Below are 16508 nucleotides of genomic sequence, written 5' to 3'. Positions count from 1 at the left end.
TTCTTACCCTGATTTGGTGGACGAAGGCGAGGGCGACGGTTTATGGGTCGTGACCCCGACAAATTCGCGGCCGATGATGCCGACTGGCGAAGGGCGGTAGCGCGCGAGGCCGTCATCCGCCCCCCTGGCGTCGAAGGATCGCTTGTCTCCCGCCGATATAGGCCTCGCATGCCGCCAGCTCGGTGTGAGGCGGGCACGCCTTTATGAACTTCTCGGTCGATACCGTGTCTCTCCTGTCACGAGTTCACTGCTTGGTCACAATCCCGGCCCGGCGAAAGGGCGGCGGCGCCTGTCGGAAGAGATGGAGGCGCTCATCGAAACCGCGATGCGCGACACTTACCGCAGGCGGGAGAAGCCTTCTATCACCGCCCTGCATGACCGCGTTCGAGAATTGTGCCGCAGCTGCGGAGAGGTTGCGCCTTCCTGGAAGGCGGTAAGAGCCCGTGTAAAGCTTGCCGATCCGCGGCTACTGATGCGTGATCGGGAAGGGGCAGAAGCGGCGCGCGAACGGTTTGATCCCGTGGTGCAGGAGTATCGCGCTGATCACGCACTTCACATCGTCCAGATCGATCACACATTGGTCGATCTGTTTATCGTCGATGCCGTGCATCGTCGGCCTCTTCAGCGACCTTGGCTGACGCTGGCCATCGATATCGCAAGCCGCATGGTGGCGGGATTCTACCTCACGCTGGAAAATCCGTCGTCGGCATCTGTAGCGCTTTGCGTCCAGCACATGGTGATGCCGAAGGAACCTTGGCTCGAGGCACGCGATATCAAGGCGGCGTGGCCGGTTTTCGGGCTGCCTGACGTGATCCACGTCGACAACGGCAGGGAATTCCATGGAAAGGCGCTGGCCCGAGGGACGGCGGAACATGGCATCGCCCTTGAATATCGGCCCGTCGCAAGGCCTCATTACGGGGGCCATATCGAGCGGCTGATCGGCACGATGATGGGTGCGGTCCACCTGCTCCCGGGCACGACGTTCAGCAACATCGCCGCGCGCGGCACCTACGATCCGCAAAAGCATGCCGCAATGACGCTCGACGAACTGGAAGCGTGGCTCGCGCTCCAGATTGTCGGCCGCTATCATGCGGAAATCCACAGCAGCCTGCATCTGCCGCCCGCCAGCGCGTGGAACGACGCCGTTGCGGCACGTCGCCATCCCTTGCGGCTGCCCCATGACCGCCAGCGGTTTCTCCAGGATTTCCTGCCCTTCGAGGAGCGCAGCATCCGACGCGACGGGGTGCATCTGTTCGGACTTCGCTATTGGGACGATGTGTTGAGCCCCTGGGCAGGCCGGTTTCCTCGCCGGATGCGCGTCAGATATGACCCGCGCGACCTGTCGTGCGTGTTTGTAGAAGGCCCCGATGGCACGAACTGGCCGGTCCGGTTTGCCGATCTCAGGCGACCGCGCATTACGCTCGGCGAGCACCGAATTGCCCGCGCGGAATTGCAAGAACGCGGCGTCAGGGCGGTGGACGAGCAGCTGATTTTCGAGACGGTGGAAAAGCAGCGGCAGCTCGTCGACGCAGCCGGACATAAGACCAGGAGCGCGCGCCGGCATGCCGAGCGCCGCGACCGGTCGTTGATGGCGGCCGAAAACAGGAGCTTTGCCGCCCCGGAGATCGACCACGACGAAGAACTGGATACCGATCTACCGTCGTTGGTCGTGGAAGAATGGTCTTGAGCGACTACCAGCATCTGCTCCCCGCCTATCGCTCGCATGCCGCTCTTGGCGATGCCGACAGAATCGCCTGGATCCGGGCCGACCGCTGGCTGGAAACCGCCCAGGCGCGCGCGGCGCTGGCGCGGCTGGAGGACCTGCTGTCCTATCCTGCGCGCGACCGCATGCCCTGCCTGCTGCTTTATGGCGACACCGGTATAGGCAAGACCAAGATCATCCGTAAATTCCTGCGCGATCATCCGGCCTGTTTCGATCGGGGCACAGGCATCACAAGCATGCCCGTCGTGGCCATGCAGATGCCGCCCGAACCGTTGGAACGGGACGTTTATGGCGGACTTCTTACCGCGCTCGGCGCACCGGGACCTATGACGGACTCCACCTATCGTCTGAAGGAGGTCTGCCGGAGCCTTTTACGCAGCATGGGCGCCCGCATGCTGATCATCGACGAAATCCACTCGATGCTTGCCGGCACCTTCCGCCAGCAGCGCATTTTTCTCAACATCATCCGGTTTCTGGCAAATGACCTGAGGGTTCCACTGATCTGCGCCGGGACCGAGAAGGCCCGGCAGGCGCTGCTGACCGACCCCCAGCTTGCCGAGCGTTTCGAGGCCTTCCACCTTGAGCGCTGGACAGATGACTTCCAGGTTTCCCAGCTTTTGACGAGCCTGGGCGGGATCCTGCCGCTGCGCCGTCCCTCGGATTTGGCAACGACGGCTGTCCGCCGAAAAGTGCTCGCTCTGACCGACGGCATGACCTCCCGGATCTTTGGCCTGATGGAGACGGTGGCGGTGGAGGCGGTCCGCAGCGGCAGTGAGTGCATCACCATCGACAGTTTCGACGGGGACAATCTCGTCCTGCCGCTTGTGTCGATGACACGCCACATGGAAAAGGGACTGCAGCACCGGGCGACCCGGTGAGGTCGGTGCGCGTCCTGCCCCTCGCGCCCCGGCCATTTGACGACGAGTTGCTTTCCTCCTGGCAGGGGCGTGTGGCCTGTCGCTACGGATGCACGCTGCGCGACGTTGAAAGCTGGCTCGATCCGGACAGCGATCCGGGACAGCGAGGCGACCTCATCGGGCGGGACTTCGATCCTGGCGATGCAATGATCACACTTTGGGCCCGCGCCTGCCGGATGGATGCGGGCCGACTTACTAGGATGGCGCTGCGCCGGCAGGCGCGCGGCCTCAACTGGTACATCCAGGATCGCTGGCATCATGGCCTCTGCAGTGCTTGTCTCGACGAGGATCACGCCGGCGGCCGGGATCATTATCTTCGCCGTGCGTGGTCTCGGGTCGAAGCAATCGTCTGCCCCCGGCATCTGACCATGCTGCGGGACATGTGCGGCCATTGCTTCGCCCGTAAGGGATTTCGCTTCGATTGCCGAGAGGGGAGGGGACGTCTGGTTTGTGGGAGCTGTTCGGCTCCCGTGTCTTTCGGCCGCGCGGACAGGGTAGTTTTGGAATGGCAAAACTTCCTGATGGCGCTTGCCGACACCGTCACATTGGCCATCGAAGAGGGGCCGCAGGGCGCGGCGGCCAAGGACATCATGCGGGCGGCGCGATTGTTGTGGTCGTCATCGCAGGCGGGCGGAAAGCCCTTCATCGCATGGCTGGGGCATCCGCGCCTGAGCGGCAACGACATGCCGGCCGATCGCGAGGAGCCGCTTGCCACTGCCTCATTGCCAGGCCGCATGTTGACCCTGTTCGGAATTGCACAGCTGCTGGATCTGGCCGATGCCAGAAGCCACATCGGGCCGCCGCCTGTCTTTCTGGCGGAAGAATTCGCCGCGGGCGACCCGTCGCGGTCTGCCGCGCGCCGGGGCGTGCGGCAGACCCAACACGCCGAGCGACACGCAACGACGTGCGCGCTCCGCCCGGACGCCGAATACCGTGCATTGGCAGAACAGATCCTCGCCAGTCCGCAATGGAGGGCCGTTCAGGGCGCCGCAGGGACCGTGCGCGAGCGGGCGTTGGCACGCCTCATGACTGAGGCCCTTGATCGGCACCACGAGACCGAGCCGCCGGGCTCGATCCAGGAGCGCCTTGACCGACGACGGCTGCCATTGGCGAGCGCCGCGGGCGTGCGTTCATGCATCCGTTCCAGCTGTGCGCCGATCTCGAGCAGAGTAAGATCCGGATCGGCGAGCGCAATTCCGGCGACCAACGTCATCAGCCGGTCCTCCGGCGGGCGGCGAGGGGCGCGTTTGATCAGCGCCGGTTCGGCGATGTGTTCGCGCACCAGCCGATGCACCGCGCGCCGCAGCCGCTCGATCGTCCAGCTGTGCCCCTTCCGGTTCAGCACCCGCACCACGTCGTCCCAGCTGTGCTGCGGCCGCAAGCGGCGCACGGTCGGCAGCCAGGTCTGCGCCGAGGTGATGAGATCGTCGAGATAGGCCCGCTCTCGCGCTGCCGCGATCGCCCGGACAGCTTCGGGACGGCGTTCGCGAAGCCCGGGATTGCCGGCAAGCCTGCCGCGTGCCTTGGCCGCCTTCATGCCCGCCTTGGTGCGTTCAGCGATCAGGGCACGCTCGAGCTGCGCCACGGCGCCGAGCACCTGCAGCGAGAACATGCCCTGCGGCGTCGACGTGTCGATCGGATCGCGCAGCGAGCGGAAGTGCGCGCCCCGCGCCTCGAGTTGCTCGATGACCTCGAGCAGATGGCTGACCGAGCGGGCGAGGCGGTCGAGCCGCACGACGACGAGAACGTCGCCGGCCGCGATCTCGCGCATCAGCTTCGCCAGAACTGGCCGGGAGCGCGATGCGCCGGAGCCATGCTCCTGGTGAACCATATGACAGCCGGTGGCCTTGAGTTCGTCGACCTGGGCGTCGTTGAGCTGGTCTTCGGTGGAAACCCGAGCATAGCCGATCAGGCGGCGGGAGCGGGGAGGGGGTGTGGCTTGGGTGCGCGGTTTGGCCATTTGCGGGGACAATTTGGGCCGTTTTTTGCAATAGTGCAATGTGTCAGAAAAGGTTCCTTTGCAGGCGTGTATTATCGACCCATTTGCAGGCCCGTAGAGCGCGTTCGAGGCCTTCGGAAGTGTCCGAGGACTCGGAAAGGGCCAAAATCACGTCCACGGGCGCGCTAGGGCCGAAAGCGGGCAAAACAGGTCATTTGAAGCCAGAGCGGCCTGAAGGACCGGTAGCGAAGCGCTAGGGGACAATCGATTTGGCTTTAGCTCCACCGGCGGGCGAAGCGGATTTCATGAGACCACGTGAATCTGAGTCGGAAATCGTGAGACTGCGTGACAAAGCGCGTCTTTGCCGGAGGGGCGGACAATACCAAGGTAGTTCAAGAGGTTAGCCGTCGGCTGGCGTAACCGGGGCAGATTACCGGGCAGTCAGGCTTGAGCGGCTTGCCTAACGAGATCCGGGAGCGGCGGAATCGACTCTTGTGTTGGTATGCCGAGGCGGTCGCCGAGATAGCGGAAGAATGAGACGTCGAGCTTGATGCAGGTCTTCATCAGGCCGAGCAGGACGTCGCGGGCGTTCTTGCCTGCCTCGCTGACGGTTCCGCCGGAGATCTTGCGCTTGGTGACGAAGGTGCGGATGTCGTTTTCCGAACCATTGGTGTGGAGCGGGATCTCGGGACGATCGAGAACGCGCAGGAGTTCATGCTTGCGGCGATGCAGCCTGGCAAGAAGCCGGTCGAGCATGACGTAGCCGGTTCGTCGTTTGAACAGGCGCTCGAAGCGGGCGCGCAGGGCCGCCGCGTGGCGCGGACAAGGAGCACGCTGGTAGCTCTTGAGGTCGCGATAGAACCACCAGATCAACTGGCGCATGATGTCGACGGCCTGACGTTGATCCGGGGTCACGGGTATCAATTTGTGGACGAGCCGCTCGGCGTGGACCCAGCACAGAGCATGGTCGCCGATGCGGAACTGGCCGGCATCATCGGACACGACCACGGTATCGCCAAGAAAGCCGTGGTGGCGGATCGCTCCCACATCGCCCCTTCGGTGGCGATCCTGACTGGGTTGGGCTCAACCGCGAGCTGGTCGAGGCCGAGTGCGGCCAGATGCGCCTGCCATGCGGCGCTGTCGGCAAATGCCTTGTGCGGCGCAGCCGCCAGCCGCGCGATCACCGGACCGGCGAGGTTGCGGCCGCGCATATAGGCCAGGGCCTCTTCATTGATGAAGTAATCGCTGTGCCCGGCACGCAGCGTCGCCAGGAACGCCTCCCGTGACTTCGATCGCCCGGTGCGGAACGCGGTGAAGCGGCGATCGCCGATCTGGGTGGTGTAGCCGTCCTGGTGGGCGTGGCGCGCCGACGTATCATCGACGGTGATCCAGGGCGCCGTAGCCAGCCCGGCGCGCAGCACGTCACGGTCCTCCGCCGCGAAGGCCTCCAGGCCCTCCGAAATCAGCCGCACCACCTGGCGCTTCGAAATGTCGACCCCGATCCCGGTCAACAACGCCGTCAACCGCTCCGTCGTCACCTGGCCTTGAATGTGACAGGCCAGAATGAAGCGGCGCAGGTTCGCGCCCCAGCCGCCGATGATCCCCGCCGGCAACGGCGCCACCATCGTTTCGCCGGTCGGTGTCACCCAGCGCTCGCGGCGATAGCGCACCACCTCGGCCGACAACGCCAGATCGCGCACCAGGATCGTCTCATACCCCTTGAAGCGAGAGCCCGCAGGAGCGCTCACCGCAACCGTCACCTCGCGGCTCACGCGACCGCCGTCGCGCTTGGCGCCGCGCCGGCGGCGCTTGCCCTTGCCAGATGTCGGCTGCGTCGCCTTCTCCATGCCCGATGGCTTGGTCGGCTTGACCGGGGGACGCGGCGGCAGGTCCTTCAGCCGGGCGATCTCATCCTTCAGGGTCTGGTTCTCGGCGCGTAGCGCCTGGTTCTCGATCTCAAGGCTCTCGACCCGGCTTTGAAGACCGCGCACTTCGCCGATCAGCGCAGAAACCAGCCCGCGGAGTTCCGCGAGCGACAGGCCTTCAAGCGAATCAGTCGGTGGTAGCGTCACGCAAAGGGTGAATCACGAAAGCACGCGCCTGCAAACCCCCACCGCCCGGTAATCTGCCCCGGTTACTCGGCTGGCGAACTTTTCCGGCACGGAGTCTCACGAAAACCGATTCAAAACCGGCCGAATTGGCGCTCGCGTCTCGCGAATTCCACCGATCTTGGTCGCGCTGTCCACCCAATTAAGGTGAGAATCCGCCGATTTAGGATGAAAACGACGCCTGAAACGGCGCAAATGCCGGCTTTTCCACCCATCCAGGGCGAGCGACAACGGCCATTTGTCCTTGTAGCGCAATGACGAACGATAATGCAAGATTATCGTTCATTTTACGAAGGCGACAGGTGCAGCGCTTTCTATCCATTTCTGTTGCCAAAAGCGCCGCCATGATTCATCGTGCTTTTGATGATTCTGCGTCCCAAACCCTCCCCATGCCACCAGGGCACTCTTCCCGGCGCCACTGCGGAGGTGCCAGTGGCGACGGTGCCGGGTTGGCTGCGCCGGGCCGTTCACGATGCGCAAAGCCTTGCGGGCAAAGATGTTGAGGACCTCGCGCTCACCGCGGGCGCCGCCATCGGCGCGCTCGATGCGGTGGTCCGCCGGCAGGAGCGGTGGGCCGGCGCCTGGCGCCAGCGCCTGGCGCTTTCGGCGGCCGCGGCAACGGCGAAGCAGGCCGGCCGCGTCAACGATGAAAATGCGCTGCGCGATGCCATGCTGCTCACACGACCGGGCGATTTTTTGTCCGTCGGTCCCGCCGGTCTTTTGCTCCTCGCCTGGCGCCGGCTGGCTACCCGGCCCGCGGAGGAGCTGCTGACGAAGAAAAACCTCGCCGCCGTCCTGGAAGAGTTCGGCTATGCCGCCGACGCCGAGGCGGTGTCCGATCTGGCGGACGATCTTCGACCGCTCTCTGCCGGCGCCGGGACGGTAGGGATGCTCGCCGGTGCCTTCGTCGCTGCCGAGCGATACGGCTTCGGGCGCGCCTTCGGCTGCTGGCTTGCCGACGCCCTGCTGGCCGCGCGGCTGGGCTGGGCCCATGCTGTGCCGGTGCTGGGCGCAGAGGCGGCTTTGGGCGGGGGCTCAGTCGACCGCGGCGCATGGCCGCCGGCGTTGCGTCAATGAATGTCGAGACAGAGCCAAATCGTGCCAAAAATCTGCTGGCCGCGCAGGCGCGTGCGGCGTTGCGCGCGATCGATTTGTCGGCGGAGCTCGGGCGCAGGGCGGATCGGTTGCTCGCGGTTGTCCCGAAGCTCAGGGCCAAGGGAGCGGAAGCGATCGTCGACCGGTTGTTGAACGAAGACGCGCTCGTGGCCTCGCGCGGGGAGCAAAAGAACGGCATGAGTGATCGCGGCCTGCGCCGCCTGTTCGATCGGCTGGTTGAACTCGGCGCCGTGCGCGAATTGTCGGGTCGCCCGACCTTCCGCATCTACGGGCTCTGACGACCATGGCGGAAGCGGTGCGCAGACGCGGAAAGGATCGGTCAGATGACCGTCGATCAGGAGACCGCCTGTTTGACCGGGAGCTGGATCACCTGCCGGCGGAGGCCCGCTGGCGCGAATGGATGCATCGGGTCGAAGCAACCATTTTTGCAGCGAGCGAGCCTGTGACGCGCGAAACGCTGGCCCGCATTGTCGGAAAAAGCTGCAGCATAGATCTTTTGATCGACGACATCCGCGAGGAGTTGCGCGGCCGTCCCTACGACCTGGTCGCCGTCGCCGGCGGTTTTCGGCACCTGACCCGGCCGGCCTATGCCGACGCCATCCGCAGTGCATTTGGCACGGGCGTCGGCGGAAACGAGCGATCCGTAGACCTCACGCAGTCGGAGGTGCTCGTGCTGATGTGCATCGGCTACTTCCAGCCGATCACGCGCGGAGAACTGTCGTCTTTCTTCGGCAAGGAGATCAGTCGCGATTTTATTGGTCATCTGCGCGGCGCCGGCCTGATCGCTTCCGGTCCGCGTAGCCCGACGCCGGGCGCGCCCTACACCTACGTGACGACCAAAGAATTCCTGCTGGAGTTCGGGCTCGACACGCTGCGCGACCTGCCGGATTTCGAGGCGCTCGAGGATGCCGGCCTGCTGTCGAAAGAGAAGTTGTTGGCGGGCGACATCTTGCCGGCAGTCGAAACCGAAATGAGAGCCGACGACGAATTCAGCTGAGTGACATCAACCACGACCGGTTAACGCGCCACACGAGGTTTTGCATGAGAATCAATTACAAGGGCTACAGGATTCACACATGGATCGACGACGATACCAACCATGCCCAGATGCTTAAGGGCAAGAAGGGACCGGAGCGGCTCTATGTCGACATCGATCCCATTGAGGCCGGGGATGGGCGGCACCCATCGAGCAAGCGCTTCATGGGCGATATAGTAAAGAAGTTCCAGTTCTCGGGCACCGAAACAGAGCAGCTTGTGCAGGTTGCCCAGCTCTGGATCGACGATCCTGCGCACTTTGTCGCTCCGCCCAGTCCCATTGCCGCCGGCTTCAAATCGGGTTGGTGATCGGATCCGACGCAGCAATGAGAGGATGTATGGTCAAAGTGGCTGGGTGAGATGGCTGAGTTTCGGCTCGAAATTGGATCGGAGACGGATTGCCAGACATGTGGCGCCGCTATCCCGCTCAGTTCGGCTGCGTGTCCGGGCTGTTCAACAGACGCTCCTCATCGGGTGACCTTCGAGGAGTTCTTCATCGAACTCGAGCAGGGACGCATGCTCGATGCACGCAAGGGGGGCTTGGTCATAGGCCGCTCCGGGCCAGATGATGATATCCCTATGTACCGACATTTCGGGAAGGGCATCTTCGAGGTCGTTGGCCTGATGCAGGGTGGCGAGTTCATTGTCTCGAAGCTCGCAACGGAGAAACATCGAGAGTGGTTGGAAGAAATAAACCAGGAAAAGGGCGAGCGTCCAGCCGCTCTCGCGCTGGGGCATTCGCCGGTCACGTCGGTGATCAATACGAACCTGTTGCCAGAGTGGGGCGGGCTTTGGATCAGCCACCAGTTCGTGGTCAACCGGTTCGCGACTGCCAAATGGCTGGATGAGCTCCAATGGCGTAATGCGACAGCGAACCGTGACAACGTTGCCGGGCAATTCATTCGATGACGTGTCTATTCTAAGCAGCGGCTGCGCGTCGCGGTGGGCAAAAGATAGCCTAAAGGAGCGTCCCGATCGGGGTCAGATCGGTGATCGCTCCGCCCTGATACGAAAGTGACCCCGTACGGTAGCACATCCGAGCGGGGTCAATTGACCTTGAACAGAGAGCGGGGAGGGCGCGTGCGCATGACGCCTCGCTATGACATCACTGGGAACTAGTGAGCGATTTGAGTGCGCTGCTGGAAATCCCCCTTCATTCGATTTCAGTTATTCAAGGGCGAGATGCGGCGCCAAGCGCTGGACTTTTGCCTCAAGCTGGATGCCAGGTTCACGGGCCTCACTGGCGCGTCCTATGATCGACTGGGTAGGCGGAAGATCAATCGATCATTCATTGTTCTGTAAGTTTGCGATGGCGATAGATCGCACATCGCTGGATCTATTGTTCACACGGACAAAGCGGTCTCTATACCCAGGAAGGCAGGTGCAATGTAAGCGGTGCGCCAAGGCACCTCCCAATATCGTCTTGTGATGCGTCTATGGTAGGTCAGCCGTTAGTCGGCGCGCCGGCGGCGATCACTCCGGGTTGCCATAGCCATAGCGGGTGACGTAGTGGAGTTCGCGCAGTGCGGGGATGACGAGGGCGATGTCTTTGTAGGCCTCATGCTCGATGAAGCGCGCGGTCTCGGGCCCCGGCCTGGGCTTGCCGAGGACGGGCCTCCCCTTTTTGTCGACGCAGTAGATCAGGATCGGCAGCAGCAGGCCGTGGTTGGGGTTGTCGAGGTCGAGTAGCCGTCTCCAGCTTTTGATGTTGAGATTCATGGCCGCGTAGAACCCCTGGCACCACGGCCGGGGGTCGATGCCGCCGCTGGGCTTGGTTGCGAATCGGGGCGCATAATCCTGCGGTCTGTCGAAGAGCGTCTCGTTGATCCGGTTGTGGATCCTGGCGACGCTGGCAAACACGGCGTGATCGGTTGCAGACCCTTTGGCCAGGACGTCGCGCGGCAACCCCATGAGCGGGCACATCCAGTCTTGCGGGTCCGGGTAGCGCGGCCCGGTGACCGCCGCCGTTACGAAGCCATCCAGCGCCGACATGGTCCGCACCAGCGGGCGGTTGGTCTTGGCGGCCATCCAGGCCTCGAGCGCCTCGTCCGACAGCGCCATGTCATCGAGCGCGCTCATGCCGCCAAGGAGAGCTGCATCTCTTGGCGGCGCACCCAATTCCACGGCATCAGTTCGTCCCAGCGCGAGGCTGGCCAATCATTCTGGATGCGCTCGGTGACGTCGGCCATGTAGGCTTCGGCATCGACGCCGCAGAGCTTGCAGGTCTCAATGATGCTGAGCACGACCGCTGACCGCTCTGCCGCGGCGAAGCTGCCCGAGAAGAGCCAATTGCGCCTGCCGACCGTAAATCCACGAATCGCCCGCTCCGCGATCAGGTTGTCGGGCTCGAGCTGGCCATCGTAGAGGAAGCGATTGAACGCGCGCCATCGCCTGGTGCCATAGGCGAAGGCCTTGGCGATATCGGCATGGCGCGACAAACCCTTGCCCTGGCGCATGAGCTGTCGTCGCAGCGCGCGAACCAGTGGTCGGGTCCGCCTTCGTCGTGCGGCCAATCGCTCGGCGGGCGGGAGCCCCCGTATCTCTTCCTCGATCCGGTAGATCGCCTGGATACCAGCCATGGCCGTCGTGCTGAGCTCGGTCGGCTGGCTGTCGTGAACGTCGAATATCTTGCGACGCAGATGGGCCAGGCAGGCTGCTTCTCGAATGGCGCCGCCCTTGTAGAGCTGGTTATAGCCGCTGAATCCGTCGGCTTGGAGGGTGCCGGCAAATCCGGCGAGTTCGCTCATCACGCTCTCGCCGGCGCGGCCCATGGTGGCGCGATACCAGGCGATCGGCGGCTCCTTCGAACCCGAGTTGCGGTCGTCGGCGACATAAACCCAGAGCGCGCCCTTGTGGGTCTTGCCGGTGCCGGGCGCCAGGATCGGAAGCCGCGTGTCGTCGGTGTGAATCTTGCTGCGGGTACGGCCGATCTCACGGATGCGATTGTAGATGGGATCGAGCAAAGCGGCGGCGTAGCCGGCGCTGCGCGCAAGCGTGGAACGCTCGATATCGACGCCCTTGGCGGCCATCATCTGTACCTGACGGTAGAAGGGCAGATGATAACCCCACTTGGCCATCATGATATGGGCGAGCGCGGCATAGCTGAGCTTACCGCGTGCAATGGCCTTGGCTGGCGCCGGCGCCTGGATGATTTTATCGCAGGTCCGGCAGCTGTACTTGGGTCGAATGGTCTCCATAACCTGCCAGGCCTGGGCGACCAGATCGAGCATCTCGTCGCCATCTTCGCCCATGGCGCGCAGATCGCCGCCGCAGCCCGGGCAGCATGCGCAAGACGGCTCGCGAACGACCCGCTTGCGCGGCAGGTTGGGGTTGAACTTACGCACCGGCAACACCCGGACCTTGTCGGTGTCAGCAACGATGGGCAGCTCGAGATCCGGCACGCTGGCGGCGAAATCGGTCTCGAGATCTTCGAGTTCGAGCAGCATCTGGCCGAGCTTCTCGGACGAACGGCCGAAGGCCTTGCGGTTGAAGCGATCGATCCGCAGCTGCAGGCGCTGGATGCGAAGTGCGGCCTCGGCGCGCTCTCTTCGAAGCTGCTCATCGCGTTCGGCGATGGTGATGTCACGGGCAGAAACGGCCGCCTCCAGAAGGGCGATCCGGGCGAAGAAATCAGCGGTTGAGGGAGCTTGTTCCGACACCCAAATTACATACCCGAAAGACCCTCGTTACGGAAGAAGAATCAACACAAAATCAATTAGAAACATCAAAATCAGCCAGCCAAACGCGGTCGATAAATCTTGCTCGGTCGGCGCCAATCGATCCCGTCCAAAAGCAGCGAAAGCTGCGCCTTGGTGAGCGACACGGCGACCTGATCCCTGGTAGTTGGCCAGGCAAAACAACCATCGGTAAGCCGCTTGGTGAACAGACAGAACCCCTGGTCGTCATGCGCCAGAATCTTGATGATATGACCCTTGCGTCCACGGAAGCAGAAGATCGCGCCGGTGTGCGGGTTGAGCGCGAGCACCTGCTGCACCATCCGCGCCAGGCTGTTGATCCCGCGGCGCATGTCGGTCGCGCCGCAGCACAGATAAATCCGGTCGGTCGGCACCACCGTGATCACCTGGTCACCTCCGCCAGAACGATGCGCAGTGCTGTCGGATCGACGATCCCGTCGATCCGCAATCGCGTGCCGCTCGGAAAGGCCACGACGATCCTGCCGGCCGGGTCCGGGCAATCGGCGACCGGACGCTCGACCTCGGGCAGATCGTTCACTTCGATCCGTGCGAAAGTTGCCATCGCCTGATCGGTATCGAGCTCGCCGCCGGCCATCTGCTTGCGCCAGGCATAGAGCTGGGATGGAGCTACGCCGAACGCTTCCGCGACCTCCGTCACCGACGACCCCGCCGCGCTCGCCAGGTCGACCAACGCGCGCTTCTCGGTGCAACTCCATAGCCTCCGTTGCCGCGAGCGCCCGGGCATCGTTGCACGATCTTCGGCCGCCGCGGCACCGCTTAACTCGGCGACCAGATCGCCCCTTGCATGTTCCAATGTCATGGCCCGAAAACTCCATGTTCATCGGCCTATTGCAAGGTGCCTTCGCGCACCGCTTACGGTGCAATCGTACGAACGTTCCATGCCAATAAGTGCGATGATATTGTCCACACTTTCCGATGGGACTCGCATGCGTCCCTCGCGAAGGGCGAGGTAGAGCGCTTCGATGACAAGTTGATCGCCGAGGACGGCAATTGCCGTCGGATGATGGAAAAGGTCTAACGACCAGCCAACAGTTCGCGTGTTCATAAGGGCGCTGGCGCGCCGTCGCCCCCTCCGTTCGTCGATAACGGGCAAAAAATTTCTAGCCTCAGCGATGGCGATCGTCGCGGCTTCGCCGTCGTCGAGGGAGGGCGAGGTGGACGTGAGCTCATGAAAAATTTCATACTCCGCGTCGGTCATAGTGGCGAGCGTCACGATTCCACCTGTCACGAGGCCATGCAGAAAGAGATGCTCGCCGTTCCGGCGGCTCGTCTCGTGCTCCAGTTCTCCAGCTACGATCTCCGGCACGACGACATCGTTAGGAATGGCCGAGAGGATGCGCTCGCCATATTTGCAAGCGTGAAGGTTGATCAGAACACTCGTGTCGAGAACCAGCGGATCCGCGATATTAATCAGGGAGCTTGAGCAACTCATCCGTGCCTCTTTCCTCAAGCTCGATCTGGTCGATAATACCGCGAAGCTCCACTCTGCCCACCTTCAGAAGCTCCGCCAATTGTCCTTCTGACATCAGCTCACGTTTCCAGGCGGCATGCGCCATCAGGCTCAGGCGGTGGGAAATGGTTCGGTCCGCGTCGCTCTTCGCCGAATCGCGCCGATCGGCCATCTCGCCCATAACTTCTCTGACATGGTCATCGGTGATGCCTCCGTTGTTTTCGAACCATGCCCAGGTACCCTTCTTGGCCAGGCCTAGTTCCTCGAGCCGAAGCCCGCATGCTTGGCGCGAGATATTATATTGCTGGGCGAGGAGAATGATCAGGCGCCGGGTAGTTTTGCCGGTGATCTCCTTCAGTTGGCGGAAGCTTTCTGAGAAGCTCTCGGCTGGCGTCAGGAATGCACGGCCAAAGGCGTTGGCGTAGCGTTCATCGCGCGAGAGGAATTTCTCATCGTCTTCGAGCACTTCGGGAGTTTGGCGGGTACCATAGAAGTGGCCGACCTCATGCGCCGCCGACTGGATGCGCCTCGGCAATGGATGATTGGCGTTGAGAAGAATGCAGGCGCCGACGCTCTCATCGTGGCTAAAGAGGCCGGCAACCTTTGAACTGGAGGAGAGACGGCGCTGATACAACCGGATGCCGAGACCCAGTTCAATGACCGAGAAGATGTCGGCAATCGGTCCCGGGCCGAGGCCCAGCCAGTCGCGCAATTCCTTGGCATGCTTTTCGGCGAGAGCCACAACGTCGCCGTCGTTGATGCCGCGCTCTGGAGGGTAATTTCGCCGCCGCTGGATTCCGAGGATATTCTCCATTTCAACGTCGGCTTTGATCAGGTCGTTGAATAACTTAACGGCTTCAGTGGTGTGCGTGTCCTCGGTCTCGCGCAGCTTGCGGAAGCGCGGCATCAAATCGGTATGCACTGCCTCGCGGCGGAGAAGGGCATTTACCGATACGCCGTAGCGGCGGGCGAGCATCTGGATTTCCTGGATACGCACACGGCGCACACCCTTCTCGATGGATACGAGGGTGGGACGGGACATGCCGATGACCTCGGCGGCGTCATCCTGGCGGATGTCTGCGTTCTCCCGTGCTATCCGCAAGCGGCGTCCTATCTCCCGTGCGCTCAGCTCATTCAGATCGGCCATAGCGCCCTCCATCCATCCAGCTATTCAAAAACCCTTGATCTCCTTGTGCGGATAGAAATACCCGCCATTCCGCGGCATGCGTCACCAACATCGTCCTCAGTTTCTTCAGAGTTTCCTCGTAGGTTGCCTCAGTCGCGGCCGCGATTTGCGAGGCGTGAACGCGAAGGGCGTCGTCCGGCAGGTCGGCCATTTCCGCAAGATGCTGCAGGTGCCGCGCGCCAACGCTTCCGTACTCGACCATGATGTCCCGATCGGCCTTTTGGGGTATGACCGACAAAGCATTGGATGCGTCAGAAGCGGCAAGGTTGGACACGACGTACGTACCGGACGCTTCGTTGACGCCAGCGGCATGCAGGCTGAGGCGCCTCAGCAAGCATGCAGCGCACAGGCCACACTGCTTCCTGCCGCCTACATTGACGATGCGGCGCGTTTGCCAGCAAGAATGGGTACTCGTCAGGTGCTGTTCGGACTTTCCGACTATGCCCAAAAACGCGCGCAACGTTTGGCCTTTCGTCGACCACAGGCGTGGCTGCTCAAACCGGACCCGGTGGCCCAGCAATGCCTTGGTGAATCGCTCCATTTTCCGGAAGAACGTCGGATGGTTGCGATAGTCGGCGTAGATGTTGTGCAGCGGAAGCAGCACCGGCCCGAGTGCGCCCTGGCCGCTCTCCGGAACAATGATACGCGTCACACCTGAGAGTTGTGCGGCAATCGCCGTCACCGCCGCAAACTGAAATCCCCCGCGAGCGGAAGCTGCTCTCGTTGCCGCGATACCCCTTCACCTTGAACGGAATCTGCGTGAAATAGCTATCTTCCTTTTTCCGGCTTTGACGATTGCCGGCGACCCGGATGCACAGTGCCTCGTCCTCGTTCCCGCTCAGAGCCGAGACGGCACGCGAATCCAAACCATCGCTGTAAGCGACGGCGAACGTCTTGGCCTTGCCGAAGTCCAACGGAATCTGCCGTGAGCCGATTGGCGACAGGTTCTTCGCCTGAACAAAGGTCAGTCGCCACGCGTCGCCGGTCAGGTGATTCAAGACACTGTGCAGGGTCTTCAGAACGTCCGGCTTTTGCCACGTCTTAAGGTCGATTACTGGGACCGTCACATCCAAGGTGCGGCGCCATCCCAACGGGCGCTTCCAACGCCGGTCGGCGAACTCGATCGCGGCGCTGAGAACGAGCATGTCATAGTGCCGCGGCTTGCATCCCTTCACGTCGAAGGTATCCAGAACCGCCGCGTTAAAGTGAATATGACGGCCGACTCCCGCGATCGCAGCGTCCTTTGGGAGCATTCGACCCGGATCCTGCCTCTCCTCGATAACGAAGAGGCGCTTATCCGCCATTGGTGACATTTTCG

The 16508-nt window shown here is 62.7% G+C and carries 16 protein-coding genes and 3 pseudogenes; 8 read left to right on the top strand and 11 right to left on the bottom strand.

Translation table 11 applies throughout. The features are described 5' to 3' along the window. Positions 1-301: 301 nt before the first annotated feature. The 3 genes and pseudogenes from HB778_RS36145 to HB778_RS43635 form a co-directional block, all read left to right on the top strand. Positions 302-1687, top strand: a complete 1386-nt coding sequence (locus HB778_RS36145) for a transposase family protein (protein ID WP_244662050.1) — start codon at positions 302-304, stop codon at positions 1685-1687. After that, positions 1678-2601, top strand: a complete 924-nt coding sequence (locus tag HB778_RS36140) for a TniB family NTP-binding protein (protein ID WP_183465406.1) — start codon at positions 1678-1680, stop codon at positions 2599-2601. The genes HB778_RS36145 and HB778_RS36140 overlap by 10 nt, the downstream gene beginning before the upstream one ends. Continuing rightward, positions 2499-3002 (top strand): annotated as a pseudogene (locus HB778_RS43635) (TniQ family protein); the annotation flags it as partial. The gene HB778_RS36140 and the pseudogene HB778_RS43635, both read left to right, overlap by 103 nt. Before the next feature lie 687 nt (positions 3003-3689). Here the strand turns inward: HB778_RS43635 and HB778_RS36130 are convergent. The 3 genes and pseudogenes from HB778_RS36130 to HB778_RS36120 form a co-directional block, all read right to left on the bottom strand. Further along, positions 3690-4600: pseudogene (locus HB778_RS36130) on the bottom strand (recombinase family protein); the annotation flags it as partial. Positions 4601-5020: 420 nt separating this feature from the next. Then, positions 5021-6618: pseudogene (locus HB778_RS43230) on the bottom strand (IS66 family transposase). 232 nt (positions 6619-6850) lie between these two features. Further along, positions 6851-7033, bottom strand: a complete 183-nt coding sequence (locus HB778_RS36120) for a hypothetical protein (RefSeq protein WP_183465405.1) — start codon at positions 7031-7033, stop codon at positions 6851-6853. A gap of 86 nt (positions 7034-7119) precedes the next feature. Between HB778_RS36120 and HB778_RS43225 the strand changes: the two genes are divergently transcribed. The 5 genes from HB778_RS43225 (at position 7120) to HB778_RS36100 (ending at position 9747) form a co-directional block, all read left to right on the top strand. Next, complete coding sequence (locus HB778_RS43225; protein WP_348524766.1) at positions 7120-7764, top strand: DUF1403 family protein; 645 nt, start codon at positions 7120-7122, stop codon at positions 7762-7764. Further along, positions 7761-8081 carry a DUF1403 family protein gene (locus HB778_RS43220; protein ID WP_348524765.1) on the top strand — a complete coding sequence of 107 codons (321 nt, stop codon included), beginning with the start codon at positions 7761-7763 and terminating at the stop codon, positions 8079-8081. Before HB778_RS43225 ends, HB778_RS43220 begins: the two co-directional genes overlap by 4 nt. Before the next feature lie 5 nt (positions 8082-8086). Continuing rightward, positions 8087-8800, top strand: a complete 714-nt coding sequence (gene scpB / locus HB778_RS36110) for an SMC-Scp complex subunit ScpB (RefSeq protein WP_183465404.1) — start codon at positions 8087-8089, stop codon at positions 8798-8800. A gap of 44 nt (positions 8801-8844) precedes the next feature. Further along, complete coding sequence (locus HB778_RS36105; protein WP_183465403.1) at positions 8845-9147, top strand: hypothetical protein; 303 nt, start codon at positions 8845-8847, stop codon at positions 9145-9147. A 165-nt stretch (positions 9148-9312) separates the two neighbouring features. After that, positions 9313-9747, top strand: a complete 435-nt coding sequence (locus HB778_RS36100; protein WP_183465402.1) for a hypothetical protein — start codon at positions 9313-9315, stop codon at positions 9745-9747. A gap of 564 nt (positions 9748-10311) precedes the next feature. On the opposite strand, the gene HB778_RS36095 is transcribed toward HB778_RS36100, so the two are convergent. The 8 genes from HB778_RS36095 to HB778_RS42185 form a co-directional block, all read right to left on the bottom strand. Next, entirely contained in the window at positions 10312-10917 is a 606-nt protein-coding gene (locus HB778_RS36095; protein WP_183465373.1) for a UPF0149 family protein, read from the bottom strand. After that, positions 10914-12497: an IS66 family transposase gene (tnpC, locus tag HB778_RS36090; RefSeq protein WP_183457560.1), complete on the bottom strand. Its 1584-nt coding sequence runs from the start codon at positions 12495-12497 to the stop codon at positions 10914-10916. Before tnpC ends, HB778_RS36095 begins: the two co-directional genes overlap by 4 nt. Positions 12498-12568: 71 nt before the next feature. Beyond that, a complete protein-coding gene (tnpB, locus tag HB778_RS36085; protein ID WP_183465207.1) occupies positions 12569-12919 on the bottom strand; it encodes an IS66 family insertion sequence element accessory protein TnpB in 351 nt (116 codons plus the stop codon). After that, a complete protein-coding gene (gene tnpA, locus HB778_RS36080) occupies positions 12916-13353 on the bottom strand; it encodes an IS66-like element accessory protein TnpA (RefSeq protein ID WP_183457562.1) in 438 nt (145 codons plus the stop codon). The genes tnpB and tnpA overlap by 4 nt, the downstream gene beginning before the upstream one ends. 18 nt (positions 13354-13371) lie before the next feature. Then, positions 13372-13986: a DNA-binding protein gene (locus HB778_RS36075; RefSeq protein WP_183465401.1), complete on the bottom strand. Its 615-nt coding sequence runs from the start codon at positions 13984-13986 to the stop codon at positions 13372-13374. After that, entirely contained in the window at positions 13961-15151 is a 1191-nt protein-coding gene (locus tag HB778_RS36070) for a helix-turn-helix domain-containing protein (protein ID WP_183465400.1), read from the bottom strand. Before HB778_RS36070 ends, HB778_RS36075 begins: the two co-directional genes overlap by 26 nt. Then, positions 15135-15731 carry a hypothetical protein gene (locus HB778_RS42190; RefSeq protein ID WP_244662049.1) on the bottom strand — a complete coding sequence of 199 codons (597 nt, stop codon included), beginning with the start codon at positions 15729-15731 and terminating at the stop codon, positions 15135-15137. The genes HB778_RS36070 and HB778_RS42190 overlap by 17 nt, the downstream gene beginning before the upstream one ends. Next, the gene (locus HB778_RS42185) at positions 15685-16494 is read right to left on the bottom strand and encodes a hypothetical protein (RefSeq protein WP_244662048.1); all 810 of its coding nucleotides are present in this window, start codon (positions 16492-16494) and stop codon (positions 15685-15687) included. The genes HB778_RS42190 and HB778_RS42185 overlap by 47 nt, the downstream gene beginning before the upstream one ends. Positions 16495-16508 lie beyond the last annotated feature (14 nt).

Source organism: Mesorhizobium huakuii, from assembly GCF_014189455.1.
In the GTDB taxonomy this organism is placed as follows: domain Bacteria; phylum Pseudomonadota; class Alphaproteobacteria; order Rhizobiales; family Rhizobiaceae; genus Mesorhizobium; species Mesorhizobium huakuii_A.
The sequence above is the reverse complement of the archived record's forward strand: the minus strand, read 5'-3'. Positions and strand labels throughout refer to the sequence as shown.

Bases quoted from the DNA above. Each gene is read 5' to 3' on its own strand.
- HB778_RS36070 (WP_183465400.1), bottom strand. From the start codon at position 15,151: ATGGCCGATCTGAATGAGCTGAGCGCACGGGAGATAGGACGCCGCTTG.
- HB778_RS36075 (WP_183465401.1), bottom strand. From the start codon at position 13,986: ATGAGTTGCTCAAGCTCCCTGATTAATATCGCGGATCCGCTGGTTCTC.
- HB778_RS36105 (WP_183465403.1), top strand. From the start codon at position 8,845: ATGAGAATCAATTACAAGGGCTACAGGATTCACACATGGATCGACGAC.
- HB778_RS42185 (WP_244662048.1), bottom strand. From the start codon at position 16,494: ATGGCGGATAAGCGCCTCTTCGTTATCGAGGAGAGGCAGGATCCGGGT.
- scpB (WP_183465404.1), top strand. From the start codon at position 8,087: ATGGCGGAAGCGGTGCGCAGACGCGGAAAGGATCGGTCAGATGACCGT.
- tnpA (WP_183457562.1), bottom strand. From the start codon at position 13,353: ATGACATTGGAACATGCAAGGGGCGATCTGGTCGCCGAGTTAAGCGGT.
- HB778_RS36140 (WP_183465406.1), top strand. From the start codon at position 1,678: ATGGTCTTGAGCGACTACCAGCATCTGCTCCCCGCCTATCGCTCGCAT.
- HB778_RS42190 (WP_244662049.1), bottom strand. From the start codon at position 15,731: ATGGAGCGATTCACCAAGGCATTGCTGGGCCACCGGGTCCGGTTTGAG.
- HB778_RS43220 (WP_348524765.1), top strand. From the start codon at position 7,761: ATGAATGTCGAGACAGAGCCAAATCGTGCCAAAAATCTGCTGGCCGCG.
- HB778_RS36120 (WP_183465405.1), bottom strand. From the start codon at position 7,033: ATGGCGGCGCTTTTGGCAACAGAAATGGATAGAAAGCGCTGCACCTGT.
- HB778_RS36145 (WP_244662050.1), top strand. From the start codon at position 302: ATGGAGGCGCTCATCGAAACCGCGATGCGCGACACTTACCGCAGGCGG.
- HB778_RS36095 (WP_183465373.1), bottom strand. From the start codon at position 10,917: ATGAGCGCGCTCGATGACATGGCGCTGTCGGACGAGGCGCTCGAGGCC.